General features: G+C 43.2%; 14 protein-coding genes and 1 pseudogene. 3 read left to right on the forward strand and 12 right to left on the reverse strand.

Annotated features, from left to right (window positions below; translation table 11 throughout):
* Positions 1-57 precede the first annotated feature (57 nt).
* Positions 58-606, reverse strand: a complete 549-nt coding sequence (locus C8N29_RS15440; RefSeq protein WP_170107012.1) for an RCC1 domain-containing protein — start codon at positions 604-606, stop codon at positions 58-60.
* Between the two features lie 316 nt (positions 607-922).
* Between C8N29_RS15440 and C8N29_RS15445 the strand changes: the two genes are divergently transcribed.
* The gene (locus C8N29_RS15445; RefSeq protein WP_107866968.1) at positions 923-1,672 is read left to right on the forward strand and encodes a YebC/PmpR family DNA-binding transcriptional regulator; all 750 of its coding nucleotides are present in this window, start codon (positions 923-925) and stop codon (positions 1,670-1,672) included.
* Between the two features lie 519 nt (positions 1,673-2,191).
* On the opposite strand, the pseudogene C8N29_RS15450 reads toward C8N29_RS15445, so the two are convergent.
* From C8N29_RS15450 to sdhC, 10 genes and pseudogenes are all read right to left on the reverse strand, one after another.
* A pseudogene (locus tag C8N29_RS15450) lies at positions 2,192-3,325 on the reverse strand (PilT/PilU family type 4a pilus ATPase); the annotation flags it as partial.
* Between the two features lie 507 nt (positions 3,326-3,832).
* A complete protein-coding gene (gene sucD, locus C8N29_RS15455; protein ID WP_107866970.1) occupies positions 3,833-4,711 on the reverse strand; it encodes a succinate--CoA ligase subunit alpha in 879 nt (292 codons plus the stop codon).
* A gap of 13 nt (positions 4,712-4,724) precedes the next feature.
* Positions 4,725-5,882, reverse strand: a complete 1,158-nt coding sequence (gene sucC / locus C8N29_RS15460) for an ADP-forming succinate--CoA ligase subunit beta (protein ID WP_107866971.1) — start codon at positions 5,880-5,882, stop codon at positions 4,725-4,727.
* 206 nt (positions 5,883-6,088) lie between these two features.
* Complete coding sequence (gene lpdA / locus C8N29_RS15465) at positions 6,089-7,525, reverse strand: dihydrolipoyl dehydrogenase (protein ID WP_107866972.1); 1,437 nt, start codon at positions 7,523-7,525, stop codon at positions 6,089-6,091.
* A gap of 116 nt (positions 7,526-7,641) precedes the next feature.
* The gene (odhB, locus tag C8N29_RS15470) at positions 7,642-8,838 is read right to left on the reverse strand and encodes a 2-oxoglutarate dehydrogenase complex dihydrolipoyllysine-residue succinyltransferase (RefSeq protein WP_107866973.1); all 1,197 of its coding nucleotides are present in this window, start codon (positions 8,836-8,838) and stop codon (positions 7,642-7,644) included.
* A gap of 12 nt (positions 8,839-8,850) precedes the next feature.
* On the reverse strand, positions 8,851-11,685 hold the full coding sequence (locus C8N29_RS15475) for a 2-oxoglutarate dehydrogenase E1 component (protein WP_107866974.1): 2,835 nt from the start codon (positions 11,683-11,685) through the stop codon (positions 8,851-8,853).
* A gap of 1,099 nt (positions 11,686-12,784) precedes the next feature.
* Positions 12,785-13,492: a succinate dehydrogenase iron-sulfur subunit gene (locus tag C8N29_RS15480; RefSeq protein ID WP_107866975.1), complete on the reverse strand. Its 708-nt coding sequence runs from the start codon at positions 13,490-13,492 to the stop codon at positions 12,785-12,787.
* Positions 13,493-13,506: 14 nt separating this feature from the next.
* Complete coding sequence (gene sdhA, locus C8N29_RS15485; RefSeq protein WP_107866976.1) at positions 13,507-15,282, reverse strand: succinate dehydrogenase flavoprotein subunit; 1,776 nt, start codon at positions 15,280-15,282, stop codon at positions 13,507-13,509.
* Between the two features lie 3 nt (positions 15,283-15,285).
* Positions 15,286-15,651, reverse strand: coding sequence for a succinate dehydrogenase, hydrophobic membrane anchor protein (gene sdhD, locus C8N29_RS15490; RefSeq protein ID WP_107866977.1), 366 nt, complete (start codon positions 15,649-15,651; stop codon positions 15,286-15,288).
* Positions 15,651-16,043: a succinate dehydrogenase, cytochrome b556 subunit gene (gene sdhC, locus C8N29_RS15495; RefSeq protein WP_146164486.1), complete on the reverse strand. Its 393-nt coding sequence runs from the start codon at positions 16,041-16,043 to the stop codon at positions 15,651-15,653. Before sdhC ends, sdhD begins: the two co-directional genes overlap by 1 nt.
* A gap of 865 nt (positions 16,044-16,908) precedes the next feature.
* Between sdhC and gltA the strand changes: the two genes are divergently transcribed.
* Positions 16,909-18,189, forward strand: a complete 1,281-nt coding sequence (gene gltA, locus C8N29_RS15500; RefSeq protein WP_107866979.1) for a citrate synthase — start codon at positions 16,909-16,911, stop codon at positions 18,187-18,189.
* 36 nt (positions 18,190-18,225) lie between these two features.
* On the opposite strand, the gene C8N29_RS15505 is transcribed toward gltA, so the two are convergent.
* The gene (locus C8N29_RS15505) at positions 18,226-18,681 is read right to left on the reverse strand and encodes a BLUF domain-containing protein (RefSeq protein ID WP_170107013.1); all 456 of its coding nucleotides are present in this window, start codon (positions 18,679-18,681) and stop codon (positions 18,226-18,228) included.
* A 218-nt stretch (positions 18,682-18,899) separates the two neighbouring features.
* Here C8N29_RS15505 and C8N29_RS15510 point away from each other — a divergent pair, with 218 nt between their 5' ends.
* Positions 18,900-19,778: an NAD(P)-dependent oxidoreductase gene (locus C8N29_RS15510; protein ID WP_107866981.1), complete on the forward strand. Its 879-nt coding sequence runs from the start codon at positions 18,900-18,902 to the stop codon at positions 19,776-19,778.
* The last annotated feature ends 639 nt before the right edge of the window (positions 19,779-20,417 follow it).

Raw genomic sequence — 20,417 nt, forward strand, 5'->3', positions numbered from 1 at the left:
CATTCAGCCAATGGCTGGTTGAGTCCAAATGCTTTTATGCAAAAGCATCTACTACTTTTAGAGGGTACAACTGTCTAATTTTCTGGCTAGGATCATTAATGCCATCGCGTCATTATTGAATGTTTCTTTACCCCATTGATACACATCGCCTTGTTTACTTAACGCATAAGAATGTGTACCGACCGCCGCGATACTCACCACATCCTTTAACTCAGGGATTTGTTTGGGCGTAAGTTGCTGAGGGTCATACTGCAAATTTGCTGGTTCTCCATAAGGTACGCCATCCGCTTTATAGCCTAATTGTCCTTTTTTGTTATCTCCCCAACTCCATACCGTGCCGTCTTTACGTAAGGCTAATACATGCTCACTGCCTACCGCCACTTCTAAAAAGTTGGTCATATTAGGTATAGCTTGTGGTATATCTCGGCTTGTATAACCTGTCCCCAAAACACCACTTCCTCCACGCCCCCAACTCCATACCGTGCCATCTTCTTTTACACCAATAGCAAAACTATGCCCTAAGGCCAACCGTTTAGGCTGCGTGTTAATGGATAAAGGTTGTTCAAAGGGGCGGGTATCGCCTCTGTCTGCCAATAATCCAAACATTGTTGGCGTCGTACTGGGTAAAAAATAACTACATGAGCCAAGAGATATCGATATCATTAAATAAGCTAAGCAACGCATCTTGTTATCCTTGTATTGATATTTAAACATTTTTAGTAAAACACAAAACATACCAATTCATTAAAATCAATAACTTCAAATAGTTATAACGATAAAAGTCTAGTATTACTGGCTTGAATAAACATAAATTGTTCAATCAGGGGCATTTTTTGTAGGGATTAACACCAGATAAAATTCCGTTCATATTGTTGTATAATCAACTTTATTATTTTATATCATGATTTCTTAGGACATTTTTATGGCTGGCCATTCTAAATGGGCGAACATTAAACACCGTAAAGCTCGCCAAGACGCCTCCAAAGGCAAAGTGTTTACCAAATATTTACGCGAAATAGTCGTTGCTGCCCAAATGGGGGGCGCTTCCGAAGCAGACAATCCCCGTTTACGCGCTATTGTTTCTAAAGCCTTATCAGCCAATATGACGCGTGATGTCATCAACCGAGCCATTCAACGTGGTGTGGGTGGTGGAGATGCCGACAAAGTGCAAGAAATTACCTATGAAGGTTATGGTTTAGGTGGTGTTGCGGTATTAGTCGAAACTATGACTGATAACTTAAAACGTACTGTTAGTGATGTCCGTCATGCCTTTACTAAATGTGGTGGCAATTTAGGCACATCAGGCTCGGTCGATTATTTATTTAGTAAACGTGGCGAATTGACCTTTGCCGAGGGTGACGAAGATAAAATCATGGACATTGCCCTCGAAGCAGGTGCTGACGATGTGATTAGCGAAGCCGATGGTACTGTGATAGTTATTACCAGTCCGCATAACTTTGGCCACATTCAAGATGCTTTAGAAGCGGCTGGCTTAAAAGCTGACCATGCCGAAGTGACCATGCACCCCTCTACTCAAGCGGAAATTACGGATATTGAACAAGCGCAAAAAATTGTGAAAATGATTGATATGTTGGAAGATTTAGACGATGTACAAAACGTTTATAGTAATGTCCATTTTAGTGATGAGGTCATGGAGTCATTACATAAATAGGCTGGCGTTTTATAAATTGTGTTGAAGGTGATTTGAAATAAACCGACAGCTTGTGAGCTAACACAACACGCTTAACGGTGAGGACATTGCGGTGCTACTGTCTAAGCCATAAATGGTGAGTTTTACTTAATGCCTGTCAGTTAAGCCATTTTTGCTGATTTCGACTCCGCTCAGTCAACGCAAAAATGCGCCCTGAGCTTGGCCAGCCCTGAGCCAGCCGAAGGGTCGAAGGGCAGTTTTTAAGTGCCAATTTTTCTTAACTGACTGGCATTAGAGCTTTACTGACTTTGGCTACACCAAAGTCAGTAAAATAGAAGGCTGCTATCCCTCATTGTGAGGTAACACCCATGTATCTACCGTTATCTCCCAATTAGGTGACTTTTAAGACAAGGGTAGTTTGCAAATCTAACTCATATATATGCGTTATTTAGGCGGCGGGGGTGGTTGTAAGCCTGCCTTCTTCGCCAATTCTTTTTCGCGCAACCATTTATTAATTTGCTGTTGTTCTAACTCTTTAGCACGCGCAGCATCAATCTCCTCTGCGGTAGATTTGTCAAAACTTAGGTTTAATCCCACGTTAGAAGCAGGCTCACCACGCTTACTTTTGAGTTTAATATTCAAGCGTAACTCATTGGCAGAATCCGCATTACGAATGGCATCTTCATAAGAAATATAGCCATCGTTATATAATTCAAAGAGTGCCCAATCAAAGGTACGCATCCCTAACTCACGAGACTTCTCCATAATCGGCTTAATTTCATGGAACTCCCCCTTAAAAATTAATTCCGAAATAATCTGTGTATTAATCAAAATCTCAATGGCAGCTCGACGACCTTTACCATCAATGGTACGAATCAAGCGCTGAGAAATAATGGCACGCAAATTCGCCGATAAGTCCATTAACAACTGATTACGTCGTTCTTCTGGAAAGAAGTTAATAATACGGTCTAAGGTTTGATTGGTACTGTTGGCATGTAATGTACCCAAACACAAATGGCCTGTTTCGGCAAAGGCAATCGCATGCTCCATTGTTTCAGCATCACGAATCTCACCAATCAAAATCACGTCAGGCGCTTGGCGTAAGGTATTTTTGAGCGCATGATGCCAGCTATGGGTGTCTACCCCTACTTCGCGGTGAGTAATGAGCGACAGCTTAGACTGATGCACATACTCAACAGGGTCTTCGACGGTAATAATGTGTCCCTTCGACGTACGATTTCGATGGTCAATCATGGCAGCTAAAGAAGTGGATTTACCCGAACCCGTACCACCGACCACTAATACCAAGCCACGTTTGTGCATGATGACTTCTTTCAGCACTTCAGGCAAAGATAGTTTCTCAAAGGTTGGAATTTCGGCGGCAATGGTACGAATCACCATGCCCACACATTGTTGTTGCACAAAGACGTTCACCCTAAAACGTGAGACATTCGGCACGTTAATCGCGAAATTACATTCCATTTCACGAGCAAACTCCTCACGCTGTGTGGGATTCATTAAGGCGTGCGCTAACATTTTGGTAATATCAGCGGTCAGTTTTTGACTCGTCATCGGCTGCATTTCACCATTGATTTTCATACTGGGAGGAAACTCACTGGCAATAAATAAGTCTGAACCACCTGATTGATTCATCGTGGTTAGCAATTTCATCATATAAGCATGGGCTTGTTCTTCGGTCAACGACGACATAATAAACCTTATGGATTTTCTATACTCATACCCCAATACTGGCTCAATGCAGAGCGGCAAAGTATCTGCACAAATGATTGATGGGGATGAGTGGGAATATGTTTGTAAACTATTAAAATTATCGCAATCCCTGTTGATACACGTTTAGACTGCCATCATCACGGCATCTACAGACTCAGCAGGCCGTGTTTTGTGTTGCTAATTCTGCTCGCTGATTAAGCCAGCAACACAGATGACTCGTCGTGTCTTCGTCTAAATTTTTAACATGCGACTGTTAACAAGTGTTGTTTTCATCCTAATATTTTTTGAAATACCGATAAATACATCACATTGTCGGCAAGAAGTATGCAATAAAGTGTCTTTGATTCAGCGTTTTTTTTTGCCAAATGACTCACATTTTTAGGCAATAAAAAACCCATAAGCCACAGACTTATGGGTTTTTATCGGGTCAGAACGCAGTTCGCTGAGGACTTATTTCCAACCAGTCACTTCGGCAATGGCTTTGCCCAATTCAGCAGGATTCGCTACTGTTTTGACACCTGCCGCTTGTAATGCCGCAAATTTCTCGGCAGCTGTTCCTTTACCACCCGAAATAATCGCGCCCGCATGTCCCATACGCTTACCCGCAGGCGCTGTGACACCCGCAATATAAGACACCACAGGCTTAGTCACGTTAGCTTTAATAAAGGCGGCGGCTTCTTCTTCGGCAGAACCCCCAATTTCACCGACCATGATAATGGCTTCGGTTTGAGGGTCATTTTGGAATAAGGTTAAGGCATCAATAAAGGTCATACCAGGAATGGGGTCACCACCAATACCAATACAAGTGCTTTGACCAAAACCTAAGTCTGTAGTTTGTTTCACTGCTTCATAGGTCAAAGTGCCTGAACGCGAGACAATGCCTACTTTACCTGGCAAGTGAATATGACCAGGCATAATACCAATTTTGGATTGGCCTGGGGTAATAATACCAGGACAGTTAGGGCCAATCATACGCACACCGCCCTTACGGACGATATACTCTTTGACATATAACATGTCGATGGTTGGCACACCTTCGGTAATACATACCACGAGTTTAATGCCCGCATCAACGGCTTCTAAAATCGCGTCTTTACACAAAGAGGCTGGCACATAAATAACGGTTGCCTCTGCGCCTGTTTTTTCAACGGCTTCAGCAACGGTATCAAATACTGGTAAGCCCAAATGGGTTGTACCGCCTTTACCAGGGGTCACACCACCGACCATATTTGTGCCATAGGCAATGGCTTGCTCAGTATGTAATGTGCCTTGCGAACCTGTAATACCTTGGCAAATAACTTTGGTATTTTTATCAATTAAAACGCTCATTATCTGCCCCTAATTACACTTGTTTGACAACTAATTCGCCTGCTTCATTTAACGAAGTAGCAGCAATAATGTTTAAACCACTGTCACGCAATTTTTGTGCGCCTAATTCTGCGTTGTTACCTTCTAAACGAACAACCACAGGCACTTTGACACCCACTTCTTGCACTGCACCAATAATCCCTTCAGCAATCATGTCACAACGAACAATACCACCAAAGATATTAACTAATACCGCTTTTACAGCAGAGTCAGATAAGATGATTTTGAAGGCTTCGGTGACACGTTGTTTAGTTGCACCACCACCTACGTCTAAGAAGTTGGCAGGTTGGCCACCTTTAAGTTTGATGATGTCCATCGTGGCCATCGCCAGACCTGCACCATTCACCATACAACCGATGTTACCTTCTAAAGCTACATAGTTAAGTTCCCATTCGGCCGCACGGCGTTCACGGTCATCCGATTGACTTGGGTCGTCCATTGCTTTGAGTTTAGGATGACGATATAAGGCGTTAGAATCAATGACAATTTTGGCATCTAAGCAATGTAAGTTACCTTCTTTGGTGATAACTAAAGGATTGACCTCAATCATCGCCAAGTCACATTCGACAAACATTTTGGCCAAGCCTAAATAGATTTTGACAAATTGTTTGGTTTGCGCAGCATCTAAGCCCAATTTACCAGCGACTTCACGGCCTTGATACGCTTGTGCGCCAATTAATGGGTCGATGGTGACTTTGAAGATTTTTTCGGGGGTTTCGTGGGCAACCTTTTCAATTTCCACTCCGCCTTCGGTAGACGCCATAAAGACAATACTACGGCTTGCACGGTCAACGACTGCACCCAAATATAATTCTTTGGCAATGTCCGTACAGGTTTCGACTAAAATTTTGCTGACTGGTTGGCCTTTGCTATCTGTTTGATAGGTGACTAAATTTGTACCTAATTTTTCACGGGCAAATTGTTCAACTTCATCTAAGGTTTTTACTAATTTCACACCACCTGCTTTACCACGTCCACCCGCATGTACTTGTGCCTTAACAACCCATACATCACCACCAATTTGTTCCGCTGCTTGGCGTGCTTCTTCGGGGGTTGATGCGGCAAAACCTTTAGATACGGGCAAGCCGTATTCCGCAAAAAGCTGTTTGCCTTGATATTCATGTAAATTCATTGTCTCACCCTGTTTGTTAGCTAAGGAGCTTACACTCTGCATTAGGCGGTTTGGGTCTATACCATCAGCCTATATAGGATGTGCAGTGTTCCGATGAGGAGCATGTTCAGCTCCGCTACGCTTGTTTATCCGTTGTTAACGGAATATTAAATGATGTTTCTCACGCTAGCTCTCTACCACAGGGAGAAAGTTAAGGTGAGGCCTACTTATTTACGTTTACGCTGAATAGCGTGAATCGCACGACCATCCACCGATAACGCTGCTTCATGCACCGCTTCCGATAACGTAGGATGGGCAAAGGTCATCAATTGTAAATCTTCGATACTTGCCGCAAACTCTAGCGCAATCATACCTTGATGTACCATATCCCCTGCATTGGAACCAATGACGGCCATACCTAATAGACGGTCGGTTTTGGCATCAGCGACGAATTTGACTAAGCCTTGTGCATCATTGGCAGCAAGTGCGCGACCATTGACTTGGAAAGGAAATTGTCCTGCTTTGACATCAATACCTGCCGCTTTGGCTTGCTCTTCGGTTTGGCCTACCCACGCGATTTCAGGATGCGTGTAAATCACGCCAATAATGGTATCGTAATTGATTTGCGCATAATGACCTGCAATGATTTCGGCAACCATCATGCCTTCTTCCATGGCTTTATGCGCCAACATAGGGCCACGTACTAAGTCACCAATCGCATAAACACCGTCAATATTAGTACGGCATTGTTGGTCAACAATGACAAAGCCCCGTGCATCTTGCGCTACACCACTGCTTGCATCTAATAAGCCTTCGGCATAAGGCTTACGACCCACCGCTACAATTAACTTATCAAATTCAGCAGTTTTCTCGCCTTCTTTGTCTTGATAAGTAACTGTTACAACACCATTATTAATTTGTGAGCCAGTGACTTTAGCGCCTAAACGAATATCTAAACCTTGTTTAGTTAAGATTTTTTGTGCTTCTTTAGATACTAACTTATCTAGCATTGGCAAGAATGAATCTAAGGCTTCTAAAACAATAACTTCAGAGCCTAAACGACTCCATACAGAGCCTAACTCTAAACCGATAACCCCTGCACCAATCACGCCTAAACGCTTAGGCACTTCACTAAAGGCTAATGCACCTGTTGAGTCAACAATAATGTCTTCTGTTAACGGAGCAACTGGAATATTAATTGGTGCAGAACCTGCGGCCAAAATCACGGCTTTTGTTGCTTGAATTGTCTCTGTTGCACCGTCATGTGCCACAAACTGTACCTGTTTGTTGCTCAGTAACTTACCTGTCCCTTGTAACCACACAATGCCATTGCCTTTTAATAACTGTGCAACACCGCCTGTCAATTGGGCGACGACTTGGTCTTTACGGGTTTGCATTTGTGCAATATCAATACTCACATCACCCACGCTAATACCATGTATAGCCAAACCTTCTTTGGCATCATGGTAACGGTGCGAGGAGTCTAATAAGGCTTTAGAGGGAATACAGCCAACATTGAGACACGTTCCACCTAAACTCGGCTTGCCATTATGGAGCCGTTTTTCGATACAGGCGACTTTTAGTCCTAATTGAGCCGCACGAATGGCCGCTTCATAACCACCTGGCCCACCACCGATGACAACCACATCAAATTCTTGGGACATCTTTAAAATCCTCTCTACAAATCATATTCCCTCCCCTAAATTAGGTGAGGGTTAGGGTGGGGTTATAAGCTAAACCCCTCCCAACCTCCCCCCTATCAGGGGAAGGCGTTTTTTCTTTATAAATCTAACAACAGCAAGGCTGGGTCTTCGATTAAATCTTTGATGGTGACTAAAAAGCTCACGGCTTCTTTACCATCAATTAAACGATGGTCGTATGACAAAGCCAAGTACATCATTGGCAGAATCACGACTTGCCCATTAACCGCCATCGGACGTTCTTGGATTTTATGCATACCCAAAATCGCCGTTTGTGGTGGATTCAATAACGGAGTAGACATTAAAGAGCCAAAAACCCCCCCATTAGAAATGGTAAATGTGCCACCTGTGATATCCTCAAGTCCGAGTTTACCTTCTTTGGCTTTTTTACCGTAATCTAAAATATTTTTTTCGATTTCAGCTAAGTTCATGCGTTCCGCATCACGAACAATCGGCACTACCAAACCACGGTCAGACGAGACGGCAACACCCACATCATGATAACCGTGATAAACAATATCGTTACCGTCAATAGAAGCATTGACGGCGGGGAACCGTTTTAAGGCTTCAACCGCTGCTTTGACAAAGAAAGACATAAAGCCTAAACGCACACCGTGACGTTTTTCAAAACGCTCACCGTAGGCTTTACGCATTTCCATAATGGGTTTCATGTTGACTTCGTTAAACGTCGTTAACATGGCGGTATTTTGAGAGGCTTGTAATAAGCGTTCGGCGACTTTGGCACGTAAACGCGTCATGGGGACACGCTTTTCAACACGCTCACCGACGGCCAAACTCAATGGGGCTTCAACTACCGCAGGTGTGCTGGCTGTAGGTGCAGCCAAATGTGCGTTCACATCTTCTTTGGTAATACGGCCACCACGTCCAGTCCCTGCAATTTGGCTTGCATCGAGTTGATGCTCAGCAACGGCTTTGCGAACTGAAGGCGCTAAATCTGGGCTGGCAGCTACTACGGGTGCTGCGGAGGCAAGCACAGTGGGCTCAGGCGTGGCACTGGCTGGGACAGCAAGGCTCGCCGTACCTGTTTCAAAAATTGCCAACACCTCTAAACTTAATACCGTATCCCCTTCTACCTTGATGATTTGCGATAAAACACCATCGGCAGGCGCAACGACTTCCAATACGACTTTATCGGTTTCAATATCGGCTAACACTTCGTCACGAGTGACTTTGTCACCTACTTTTTTATGCCATGCGGCAACCGTACCGTCGGCAACAGATTCTGGGAACTGAGGAGCTTTAATTTCAATAGCCATTCTATTTAATCCTTATTTCTGTTCTGGGTTAAACGCATCAGCAATTAAGGCAGCTTGCTGTTTTGCATGTAAATAGGGCGAGCCACACGCAGGTGCAGCGGATGATGGACGACCCGTGTAACGAATATCTAAACTCGGCTTCCACGCCGCGACCACGCGTTGAAAACGATGACGCGTGTTATACCAAGCCCCTTGATTCATGGGTTCTTCTTGGCACCAAACGACGCTTTTTGCATTGACGTAGGCTTGTAACACCTGAATCAGTCTATCTTCTGGGAAAGGATATAACTGTTCGACACGAATAATGGCAACGTCCTGACGTCCTGTTTCTCGACGCTTTTCTAGCAGGTCGTAATACACCTTACCACCACATAAAATCACATGCGTGACTGCGTCGGGCACAATCGCATCAATTTCTGGCAATACCGTTTGGAAGCCACCTTGTGTCAATTCATCCAGTTTAGATACGGCCAGTTTGTGACGTAATAAACTTTTTGGTGTCATGACAATTAAGGGCTTACGTAAAGGACGTACCGCTTGTCGACGTAATAAATGGAAAATTTGTGCAGGCGTTGTTGGCGTACATACTTGCATATTATTTTCTGCACAAAGCTGTAAAAAACGCTCTAAGCGTGCAGACGAGTGCTCTGGTCCTTGGCCTTCAAAACCATGTGGCAGTAACATGGTTAAACCACAAATACGCTCCCATTTGGTTTCACCACTACAAATGAACTGGTCAATGACGACCTGCGCACCATTGGCGAAATCTCCAAATTGTGCTTCCCAGATAATCAATGACTTAGGAATCGTTGTGGCATAACCATACTCAAACGCCAACACTGCTTCTTCTGACAATAAAGAGTCATAAATGGCTAAATGGGTTTTATTGGTAATTTGGGTGAGTGGGATATAGGTTTTAGCATCTTTTTGACTATGCAAAACCGCATGACGATGTGAGAAAGTACCACGGCCTACGTCTTGTCCTGTCAAACGGACTAAATAATCCTCATCTAACAAGGTGGCATAGGCCAAAACTTCGGCTGCTCCCCAATTCAAGTCCATTTTACCCGACCACATTTGGCTACGGTCTTCGAGCACTTTTTGGACTTGACGTTGCACCACAAAACCTTCAGGCAGGGATTGCATTTTGCTGGCCAGTGCCGTTAACTTGGCTAAGGGAACACCTGTATTCCAGTCGTCAATCACTTTATGACCTAAATACGGTGTCCAATCCACGTACAAGGATTTATTGGGCTCACGCACTAGGGACTTAACCACATGCTGACCATTTTCCAAGGCCTGTCGGTAGTCTTCTACCATCGCCTCCGCATCAGCACGGCTAATGACATTTTCTGCTACTAACTTATCGGCATACAACGTACGTGTACTGGGCAATTTACTGATGATTTGATACATCAATGGCTGAGTGGCTGATGGCTCATCGGCTTCGTTATGGCCACGACGGCGATAGCAAATTAAATCAATGACCACATCTTTTTTGAACTGCATACGGAAATCAAGCGCAAGCTGGGTAATAAAAAACACCGCTTCTGGGTCATCTCCGTTCACATGAAAAATAGGCGCTTGTACCATTTTCGCCACATCGGTACAGTACTCTGTTGAGCGTGCATCTTCGCGTTTACTGGTGGTAAAACCTACTTGGTTATTGATGATGACATGAATAGTGCCACCAATCGTGTAACCTCGTGTTTGCGACATTTGGAAGGTTTCCATGACCACGCCTTGCCCTGCAAACGCGGCATCCCCGTGCACAATTACGGGGATGACTTTTTTACCGCCAATGTCTTCACGACGGACTTGACGAGCACGGACTGAGCCTTCTACCACAGGCGACACAATTTCTAAGTGAGAAGGGTTAAATGCTAAGGCTAAATGTAATTCCCCACCAGCCGTCATGACATTTGATGAATAACCTTGATGATATTTGACATCACCAGACCCATATTTATTAAAGGTTTTCCCTTCAAATTCATCAAATAATTCAGCAGGGTTTTTACCCATACTATTGACTAACAGGTTCAAGCGGCCACGGTGTGCCATACCAATAACAATTTCTTTGGTTCCTTGACTACCTGCACGTTGAATCACTTCATCAATTAACGGAATAAAACTTTCGCCCCCTTCAAGGCCGAAACGTTTTGCCCCGACATATTTATTACCTAAGTATTTTTCTAAACCTTCCGCAGCCGTTAACCGCTCTAGAATATGCTTTTTGGTCGCTACGGAGAAATTAGGATTACCGCGTGCACCTTCTAAACGGCTTTGTAGCCAACGCTTTTCGGCCGTATCGACAATATGCATATATTCGGCACCAATGGATGCACAATAAATGGCTTCCATGGCTTTGACCATTTCGCCCAAGGTGGCTTCGGCTTTGCCAATGGCTAAATTACCTGTTTGAAATATCGTATCAAAGTCTGCACGCGACAAGCCATGTGCTGCCAGCTCTAAGTCGGGTACATTTTCACGCTGCATTAAGCCTAGCGGGTCTAATTTAGCTTTTTGATGGCCACGATTACGATACGCAGCAATCAATTGCAAGACCCCGACTTGGCGTTTTTCGTGTTCTGTACTGACACTACTGACCGCCATCGGCTGCACGCGGGTACTATTACGGGCTAAAAGTAAAAATTGCTCACGCACGTTTTTGTGCGGCATATCTTGCTGAGCGCCATTGTGTTGAGGCAACTTTTCGAAGTAAGTACGCCACTCTTCTGACACAGATTGTGGTGCCGTTAAATACTGCTCGTACAAATCTTCGACATAAGCTGCATTTTCAGCAGAAAGCTGGGACAGGCTTCGCTGTTGCATTAAACCATTGTGCATGGTGGGTCTCTCTCGCAACCTGTTAGGCGTATGCTTCATCACGCGCTGACGGTTGCTTTTCCTTTTAGGATATAAAATCCTATGTTTTATCATACGATACGCAAATGACTGGATAAGTCATTTACAGCCAAGGTTAAAACGTGTGTCACACGCTCAACTACGTAAGTGGGACCATCAAAACTGAGTGACGTCGTTTTACTTCAAATAAAGAGACAACATGAAGAGAGTCTCTCTATCTCAAAGGTAATTTCGCCCCCAAATTTTGACTTTATGTTATACATCAACGTCTTAGAATTTACACGTGAATCTACGACATAAAATGCTCAAATATTGAACTAGCCCATTAAAACTCATTAAGACACGGATAAAATACTACCAAGTCCGTCGCGTTAAGCCTTGTTGACATCGTGAGAGTGTTTGCGAAAGCATCTTTTTTAGAGATAGGCGGTACGCATCGTGCGGTTTGATTATGACTCATCAGCAATAACAACCTAGCTTCAAACATTCGCTTCGTTTTGTACCTTGTCTGAGTCTTTTTGACCTGCCACACCACTCACGCGCAAAACATCAACAAGCGCTATTCTGTAAAGACGTATCTAGACTTCAACATCACCTAAACTCGTCTAACCGAATATAATTTCTAAATCATGTCCGTACCAGCCTCTAAATGAGCAATACTGGTGCAAATTTGATAAACAACGCCCATTTAGAGCGCTTATGGTGCACACATTAGCCAACACAGACCAAGACTAGGTTATGCACACCAAAATTCAATATATAAGCGAATAAAACACTTTTTTCTGAACAAAAGCGATTGCGAAAACGCAGTTTGGCTCATAAAAGACCGTATTTGGTCGACATTTAATCGCACTATTCAACAGTGAATATGCACTGACCTACCAGCGTTAGTAGGATTTGACAGGTTCGGACATGATAAGCACGTTATCTCATGTTACAATTTGCAATATATGTGCCAAAATGTAACAGTCAGACAAACAACGGTTAGACCGCGATGTCATCGCCTCAGGATTTAGTGTTGCTACCAATAAAAACGGCTCACTGGGTGAGCCGTTTTATCAATGCCAAAACAAAGGACTGGTTAAGTCGATTGTTCTAAGAGCATATTGCGGATGTGACCAATGGCTTTCGTTGGATTTAAGCCTTTAGGACATACACTCACGCAGTTCATAATGCCACGACAACGGAATAAGCTAAAGGGGTCATCCAAGTTAGCTAAACGCTGTTCGGTTTGGGTATCACGCGTATCGGCCAAGAAGCGATAGGCTTGCAATAATGCCGATGGACCTAAGAACTTCTCTGGGTTCCACCAGAACGATGGACAGCTTGTTGAACAGCAAGCACACAAAATACACTCATACAAACCGTCTAACTTTTCACGGTCTGCTTGAGACTGTAAACGTTCTTTGGGTGGCGGGGGTGTATCGTTAACCACATAAGGCTGTACTTTTTCGTATTGGTTATAGAACATGCTCATGTCTACAACTAAGTCACGAATAATAGGCAAACCGGGTAATGGACGTAAGACAATCTTTTTTGGCAAGTCTTGCATGTTCACTAAACAAGCCAAGCCATTTTTACCGTTAATATTCATGCCATCAGAGCCACAAATACCCTCACGGCAAGAACGACGGAAACTTAAAGTTTCGTCCATCTTTTTTAACTTTAACAAGGCGTCGAGCAGCATACGCTCATTACCTTCTAAAGTAATTTCATAAGTTTGCATATACGGCGCGTTATCCTTATCGGGGTTATAACGCATCACTTCAAAAATACGCACGTCACTCATTATTACTCTCCCCTTTAGAATGTACGCTTCTTAGGTGGAATGGTCTCAGCAGTTAATGGAATCATCTTAACTGGCTTATAATCCAAACGATTACCTTCTTTGTACCACAAGGTATGTTTCATCCAGTTTACGTCATCACGCTCTGGATAATCATCATGGGCATGAGCACCACGGCTTTCTGGGCGAGCTGCCGCAGAAATAATGGTTGCTTTGGCGGCTTCGATGAGGTTTTGTAATTCTAAGGCTTCGATACGTGCGGTATTAAAGACTTTAGATTTATCTTTGAGGTGCACGTTTTCTAAACGTTTTTCCAACTCAAGAACTTTTTTCACCCCCTCTTCCATCAAGGCTTGGGTACGGAATACGCCCGCATGCGCTTGCATAATTTTACGCAAATCATTGGCAATATCTTGAGCATATTCGCCAGAAGTCGAATCATCTAATTTCTTAATGCGCGCTAAGGTGACATCTAACACGCCTTTAGGTAATGGCTTAAACTCATGTGGCGCACGACGTACAGTGTCAATAATATGCTCACCTGCAGCCTTACCAAACACGATTAAGTCTAACAAGGAGTTGGTACCTAAACGGTTAGCACCGTGTACGCTGACGCAAGAACATTCACCAATCGCGTATAAACCTTTAACAACGGTGTTTGGATTACCGTCTTTAGGCACAACGACTTGACCATTGATGTTGGTTGGAATACCGCCCATTTGATAGTGAATGGTTGGCACCACAGGAATTGGCTCTTTGGTACAGTCAACGTTAGCAAACTTCTTACCAATCTCATAAACAGAGGGTAAACGTTTCATAATGGTTTCAACGCCTAAGTGCGTTAAGTCGAGAACCACATAGTCGCCATTTGGCCCACAGCCACGACCTTCTTTAATCTCTTGGTCCATTGAACGAGACACGAAGTCACGTGGCGCTAAATCCTTGAGGTTTGGAGCGTAGCGCTCCATGAAGCGTTCGCCGTTTTTGTTACGGAGCAACCCGCCTTCCCCACGACAACCTTCGGTTAACAACACCCCTGCACCCGCCACACCCGTTGGGTGGAACTGCCAGAACTCCATGTCTTCTAATGGAATACCTGCACGGGCTGCCATACCTAAACCATCACCTGTGTTAATGAAGGCATTCGTAGATGCAGCATAAATACGACCCGCACCGCCTGTAGCAAATAAAGTACATTTGGCTTGGAAAACAGCAACTTCACCAGTCTCTAAGTCAATTGCCGTGACACCTAAAACATCACCTTCTTCATCACGAATTAAATCTAACGCAATCCATTCGACAAAGAACTTCGTTTTGGCGCGTAAGTTTTGTTGATACAAGGTATGTAACAAGGCATGACCTGTACGGTCAGCAGCAGCACACGCACGTTGAACTGGCTTTTCACCATAGTTGGAGGTATGACCACCGAATGGACGTTGGTAAATAGTACCGTCTTCATTACGGTCAAATGGCATGCCCATGTGTTCTAATTCATAGACCATCTTAGGCGCTTCACGACACATAAACTCAATCGCGTCTTGGTCACCCAAATAATCAGAACCTTTGACAGTATCAAAGAAGTGATAATGCCAATTGTCTTCACTCATGTTTCCTAAAGATGCACCAATACCACCTTGAGCAGCAACGGTATGGGAACGTGTTGGAAATACTTTAGTCAACACAGCAACACTTAAACCAGCACGGGCTAATTGTAAGGAGGCACGCATACCAGAACCGCCACCGCCGACGATAATGGCATCAAAACTAAGGGTACGAATATTGCTATTAGCCATTGCTTAATTACCCCACAAAATCATAATACCCCAAACCACATAGACAAAAATAACGATTGCCATGCCGATTTGAGCAATTAAACGTAAAAAGTTTGCGCTTGCGCCCATTTGACGTGTAGTCATATAGTCGGTCGTCACTGTCCATAAGCCCACCCAAGAGTGGCCAGCCAATGACAACAGGGCTGATAAACTAAAAATACGCATAATGGTGCAGGTCATAAAATCATGCCATGCACTGTATGTCACTTCGCCTGCGAGCAATAACCAGCCCAACACAACCACAAAATAGACAGCCAAGATGACAGCACTGACACGCTGGATTAACCAATCACTGGTACCCGAACGACTAAAACTGGTTGCACTTTTCATTACAACACCACCCACACAAAGGCCAACGCGATGAATACAGCCGAAATTGCTAAAATAGCCGTCGCAAATGTACGACCACTTTGTAACTCTTCAGCAACACCAAAATCCATCACTAGGTGTTTAATCCCTGCAAAGAAGTGATAAATTAAACCAGCCAGAGCGACAAATACGACAAAGCGACCTATAAAACCACCAAATACATCATTTTTAATGGCATTAAAATCAGCTTCAGAGGCTAAAGAGCCTTGTAAAATATAAAGAAGTACGGGAATCAACAAGAACACGACAATTCCCGAAATACGATGCAGAATAGAAGCCATCGCGACAGGCGACTTCATATTCACTTCGAGAACCATTCCTAATGACAAGTTGACAGGTCTATTGCTTTTCACAGCGGGCACCCTGTAATTTAAGGCTCATAATATTGAGCGGAACCAAAGGGAAGAACAGTTCGGAATTGAGAGTGGTTTGGATGTTGTGCCAGACGTCACTCGCTAAACCCAACTCATATACTGCACAATTCATGTAGGATTAAACCATCTAGCCAGAAGATGACAACTAAACAAAGAAGATTTCCTGTTTAACTTAATCAATCATTCATCGGCCTGATTTACCTATCGGAACTATTCGACAAGTGGCGGCGTTGCCAACGTTGCAGACGGCGCGAAATTATAGACCTCTTAACGCGATTTTACAAACGAGATACAGTTTGAAACCGAAATAGTTTTTTGGAGTCAACCGCTATGCTGGGGCTAAAGGCGTGCAAAATATAAGCAAACAAACCAAATATTGGCATTTACACACAACCGCTTACTTTTGAGTGGGGTACATTTTATTGACAAAATCACCACAAACTTTAAGCTAACCACGTTTTTGACACGCCCAACTTTGCTAACTCATGACTAGGCATATTTTTTGCCTATTATTCGTTGCTTACGCGGGTAAACTGTTATTCCAAGCATAGAGCCAACAAACGAGTGCTCATCAAAAACAATGAGATTTTTGCCTTTATTCTGCACAAATGTATTTATTTAACAGATGACTGCTTCAATAGAACATTTTTCAGCTTAAACACAAAATCTACGATGTACTTATGCGTTGATACACATGTTTGCTAACAAAATTTTGCCTCATTCGATTGCATTATTAGCAAATAGTCCTTAAATGCGTAAGTCCTAAATCTGTTATGATGATAAACTTAGGTGTTTGCGTAAGCTTCGACCTTGCTAATGCACTGAAAAACCACAGGAGACTGCCATGACGGGCAAAACAGCCACGTTAACCGTTGGTGATAAAAGTATTGATCTGCCTATTTATAGCGGCACATTAGGCCCAGATGTTATTGATGTAAAAGACGTTTTATCAAACGGCTACTTTACCTATGACCCTGGTTTTATGGCAACTTCTGCTTGCGAATCTAAGATTACCTTTATTGACGGCGATAAAGGCATTTTGTTGCATCGTGGCTACCCGATTGACCAGTTAGCAGAACAATCTGACTACCTCGAAACTTGCTATTTACTGTTAAATGGCGAATTACCAAATGCCGAACAAAAAGTGGCGTTTGAGAAACTAATTACTAACCACACCATGGTGCACGAACAACTTCAGTTCTTCTACCGTGGTTTCCGTCGTGATGCTCACCCAATGGCAGTCATGTGCGGTGTGGTTGGTGCGTTGTCTGCGTTCTACCATGACAGCTTAGACATTAACAACCCAGAACATCGTCATATTGCTGCGATTCGTTTGATTGCCAAAATGCCAACAATGGCGGCAATGAGCTATAAGTACTCGATGGGTCAACCTTTTATGTACCCACGTAATGACTTAAGCTACTCCGAAAACTTCTTACACATGATGTTTGCAACTCCTTGCGAAGAATACAAAGTCAATCCAATTATTGCTAAAGCCATGGATAGAATCTTTGTTTTACACGCAGACCATGAGCAAAATGCGTCTACCTCTACAGTGCGCTTAACAGGTTCTACAGGCGCTAACCCTTATGCTTGTATCGCTGCGGGTATTGCTGCCTTGTGGGGGCCTTCTCACGGTGGTGCTAACGAAGCTGTGTTAAAAATGTTAGATGAGATTGGTGATGTATCTAACCTCGACAACTTTATTGCACGCGTTAAAGACAAAAACGACAGCACGAAGTTGATGGGTTTTGGTCACCGTGTTTATAAAAACTTTGACCCACGCGCCAAAGTGATGAAACAAACCTGTGACGAAGTGTTGACCGCACTTGGCATCAATGACCCACAATTAGAATTGGCCATGAAACTCGAAGAAATCGCCTTAAACGACGAATACTTCGTGAAGCGTAAACTCTATCCAAACGTAGACTTCTACTCTGGTATCATCTTAAAAGCTATCGGTATTCCCACCTCTATGTTTACCGTGATTTTTGCTTTAGGCCGTACACCAGGTTGGATTGCACATTGGTTAGAAATGCACTCAGCTTCTTACAAAATTGGTCGCCCACGTCAGTTATATACTGGCTCTGTACAGCGCGACTTTGTGCCTGTAGACAAACGCTAAGTCTAACCGTAAAAAAGCCTCTCTTAAGAGGCTTTTTTATTGCCTATTTTCTGTCTGATTAAAAACGTCTAACTGGCGTAGCGTCATAAAACGACAAAATAAGTCACTTATCAATTGTTCTTTTTGTAGGTACTTTTTCTTTGCCATGGCTAATAAGCTAGTGATTTTGTCTTGCGTTTGCTGAGGCGAAATTTGTGTATTCATCAGCAGCAACATATTCCATGTAGGGCAAAAACGCTTATCCATTGGCTCATTAAACAATAAAGTCAAGTCCGTGTGGCGTGGGTCTTGTACAATGGTCTGATATAAGCGGGTGACTGCTGCTTCCTCTCCTTCTAATAATTGAAAAAAATACCCATCGCTAGTCAACAGCATGCCTGTAATATTTAAAGCCTGATTTTTATGTTGTGCTCTTGCGACTAAACTTTGTAATTGTGTGGGCGTTAAAGTGTTTACGGTACGACTGATATACATTAAACCAAATAATGACATGCTGTTAGCTCCTTGATACAGAATGATGACTCTACCCATGCTCGTTATTTAATATATCGCTTATTCATTATATGATGCAGTAGGATTAGGCTCTGTAGACAAAAATTATTGTCAACAAAAAATGCCCTATATCACAAAATTACACAATAGGCTCTGGATAAAATAGCCGCTGTTCACTCTTCTATTCGTACCTTGATTTACATAACGGATAAAAAAATATGAAACTTGCATTTATTGGTTTAGGCAATATGGGCTATCCCATGGCGGGTCATCTTGCCCATCAAGGTTATGATGTCACTGTCTTTAATCGTACAACACACAAAGCGATTAAATGGGCAGCAGAATACGGACAAGGTTATGCCGCCACCATTCAACGAGCGGTTCATAAGGCAGACATTATTTTTAGCTGTGTCGGCAACGATGATGATTTACGTGCCGTCACTTTAGGCACAGAAGGCGTTCTCCATCATGCCAAATCAGGGGCAATTATGGTCGACCACTCGACCGTTTCGGCTGAATGCTCCAAACAAATTGCACAACTATTCGCGCAAAAACACATACACTTTGTTGATGCGCCTGTATCAGGCGGACAGCTCGGTGCACAAAAAGGCCAACTCAGTATTATGTGTGGTGCCGAAACACACATTTTTAATGCTATAGAACCTGTACTTAAAAGTTATGGAAAAACCATCGTTCACATGGGCGAAGTAGGCAGTGGCCAACTGACAAAAATGGTGAATCAAATTTGTGTCGCTGGTTTATTACAAGGTTTAGCCGAAGGTATTTATTTTGCGCAACAAGCAGGTATTGATGTCCATAAAGCGATGTCAGTGATTAGCCAAGGAGCGGCTTCCTCATGGCAAATGGTCAATCGTTACCCCACCATGTTAAATGGCGAATATCACTTTGGTTTTGCGGTGGATTGGATGCGTAAAGATTTAGACATTTGTTTAGCCGAAGCTGCTAAGAATGGCTTAAAACTGCCTGTCACCCAGACAGTCAATGGCTTTTATCAAGAGCTACAACAACTCGGAAATGGTCGTTTAGATACATCGAGCTTATTGCTGCGTTTACAGCAGATATCATCAGCTGACTAACACGTCCTATCTATTTTTACATGCCATGTCACAGAAAATTTCCATAGGGGTAAACACTGATATTGTAGTACATTATCACACTGGCTATGTCTAGGATTAGTGCTGATGGTCAGCAGTGATTTATCGCTTTAGATTAGTCTCTACAAGAGAGAGATTATGTTAGGAACTATTGAACTTTTTGTATAAATTGCTTTATCGACAAGCATTACCTTATAGGGTCGTTGCTGTTCTTTACCACAATCCAAGCTAAAGTGACGATATTAGTCTTATTGTAATCTCTCACACAGTCATCACTACGCTGTCGGTAGTTTCTGTAAATGGAGATAAAAATGGGCGCTATAATCAACCTTAATCATCAAGCTGAGCTAAAAAATAATCTTGAAGACACGTTTCCGATTGATACAGATAAACTTACTTCGACACATACTTTACTTAGAAAAGACACGCATTCACTACATCAAAGATTAGACAGTCATACATTTCTACAAAGTTTATTGACCTCTTCATTAAACCAGAAGGGTTTAGCACAAGCACTGCAAGGTTTTTACTGATCCTAGCCAGAAAATTAGACAGTTGTACCCTCTAAAAGTAGTAGATGCTTTTGCATAAAAGCATTTGGACTCAACCAGCCATTGGCTG

The sequence above is a fragment of the Agitococcus lubricus genome, from assembly GCF_003051055.1.
In the GTDB taxonomy this organism is placed as follows: Bacteria; Pseudomonadota; Gammaproteobacteria; order Pseudomonadales; family Moraxellaceae; genus Agitococcus; species Agitococcus lubricus.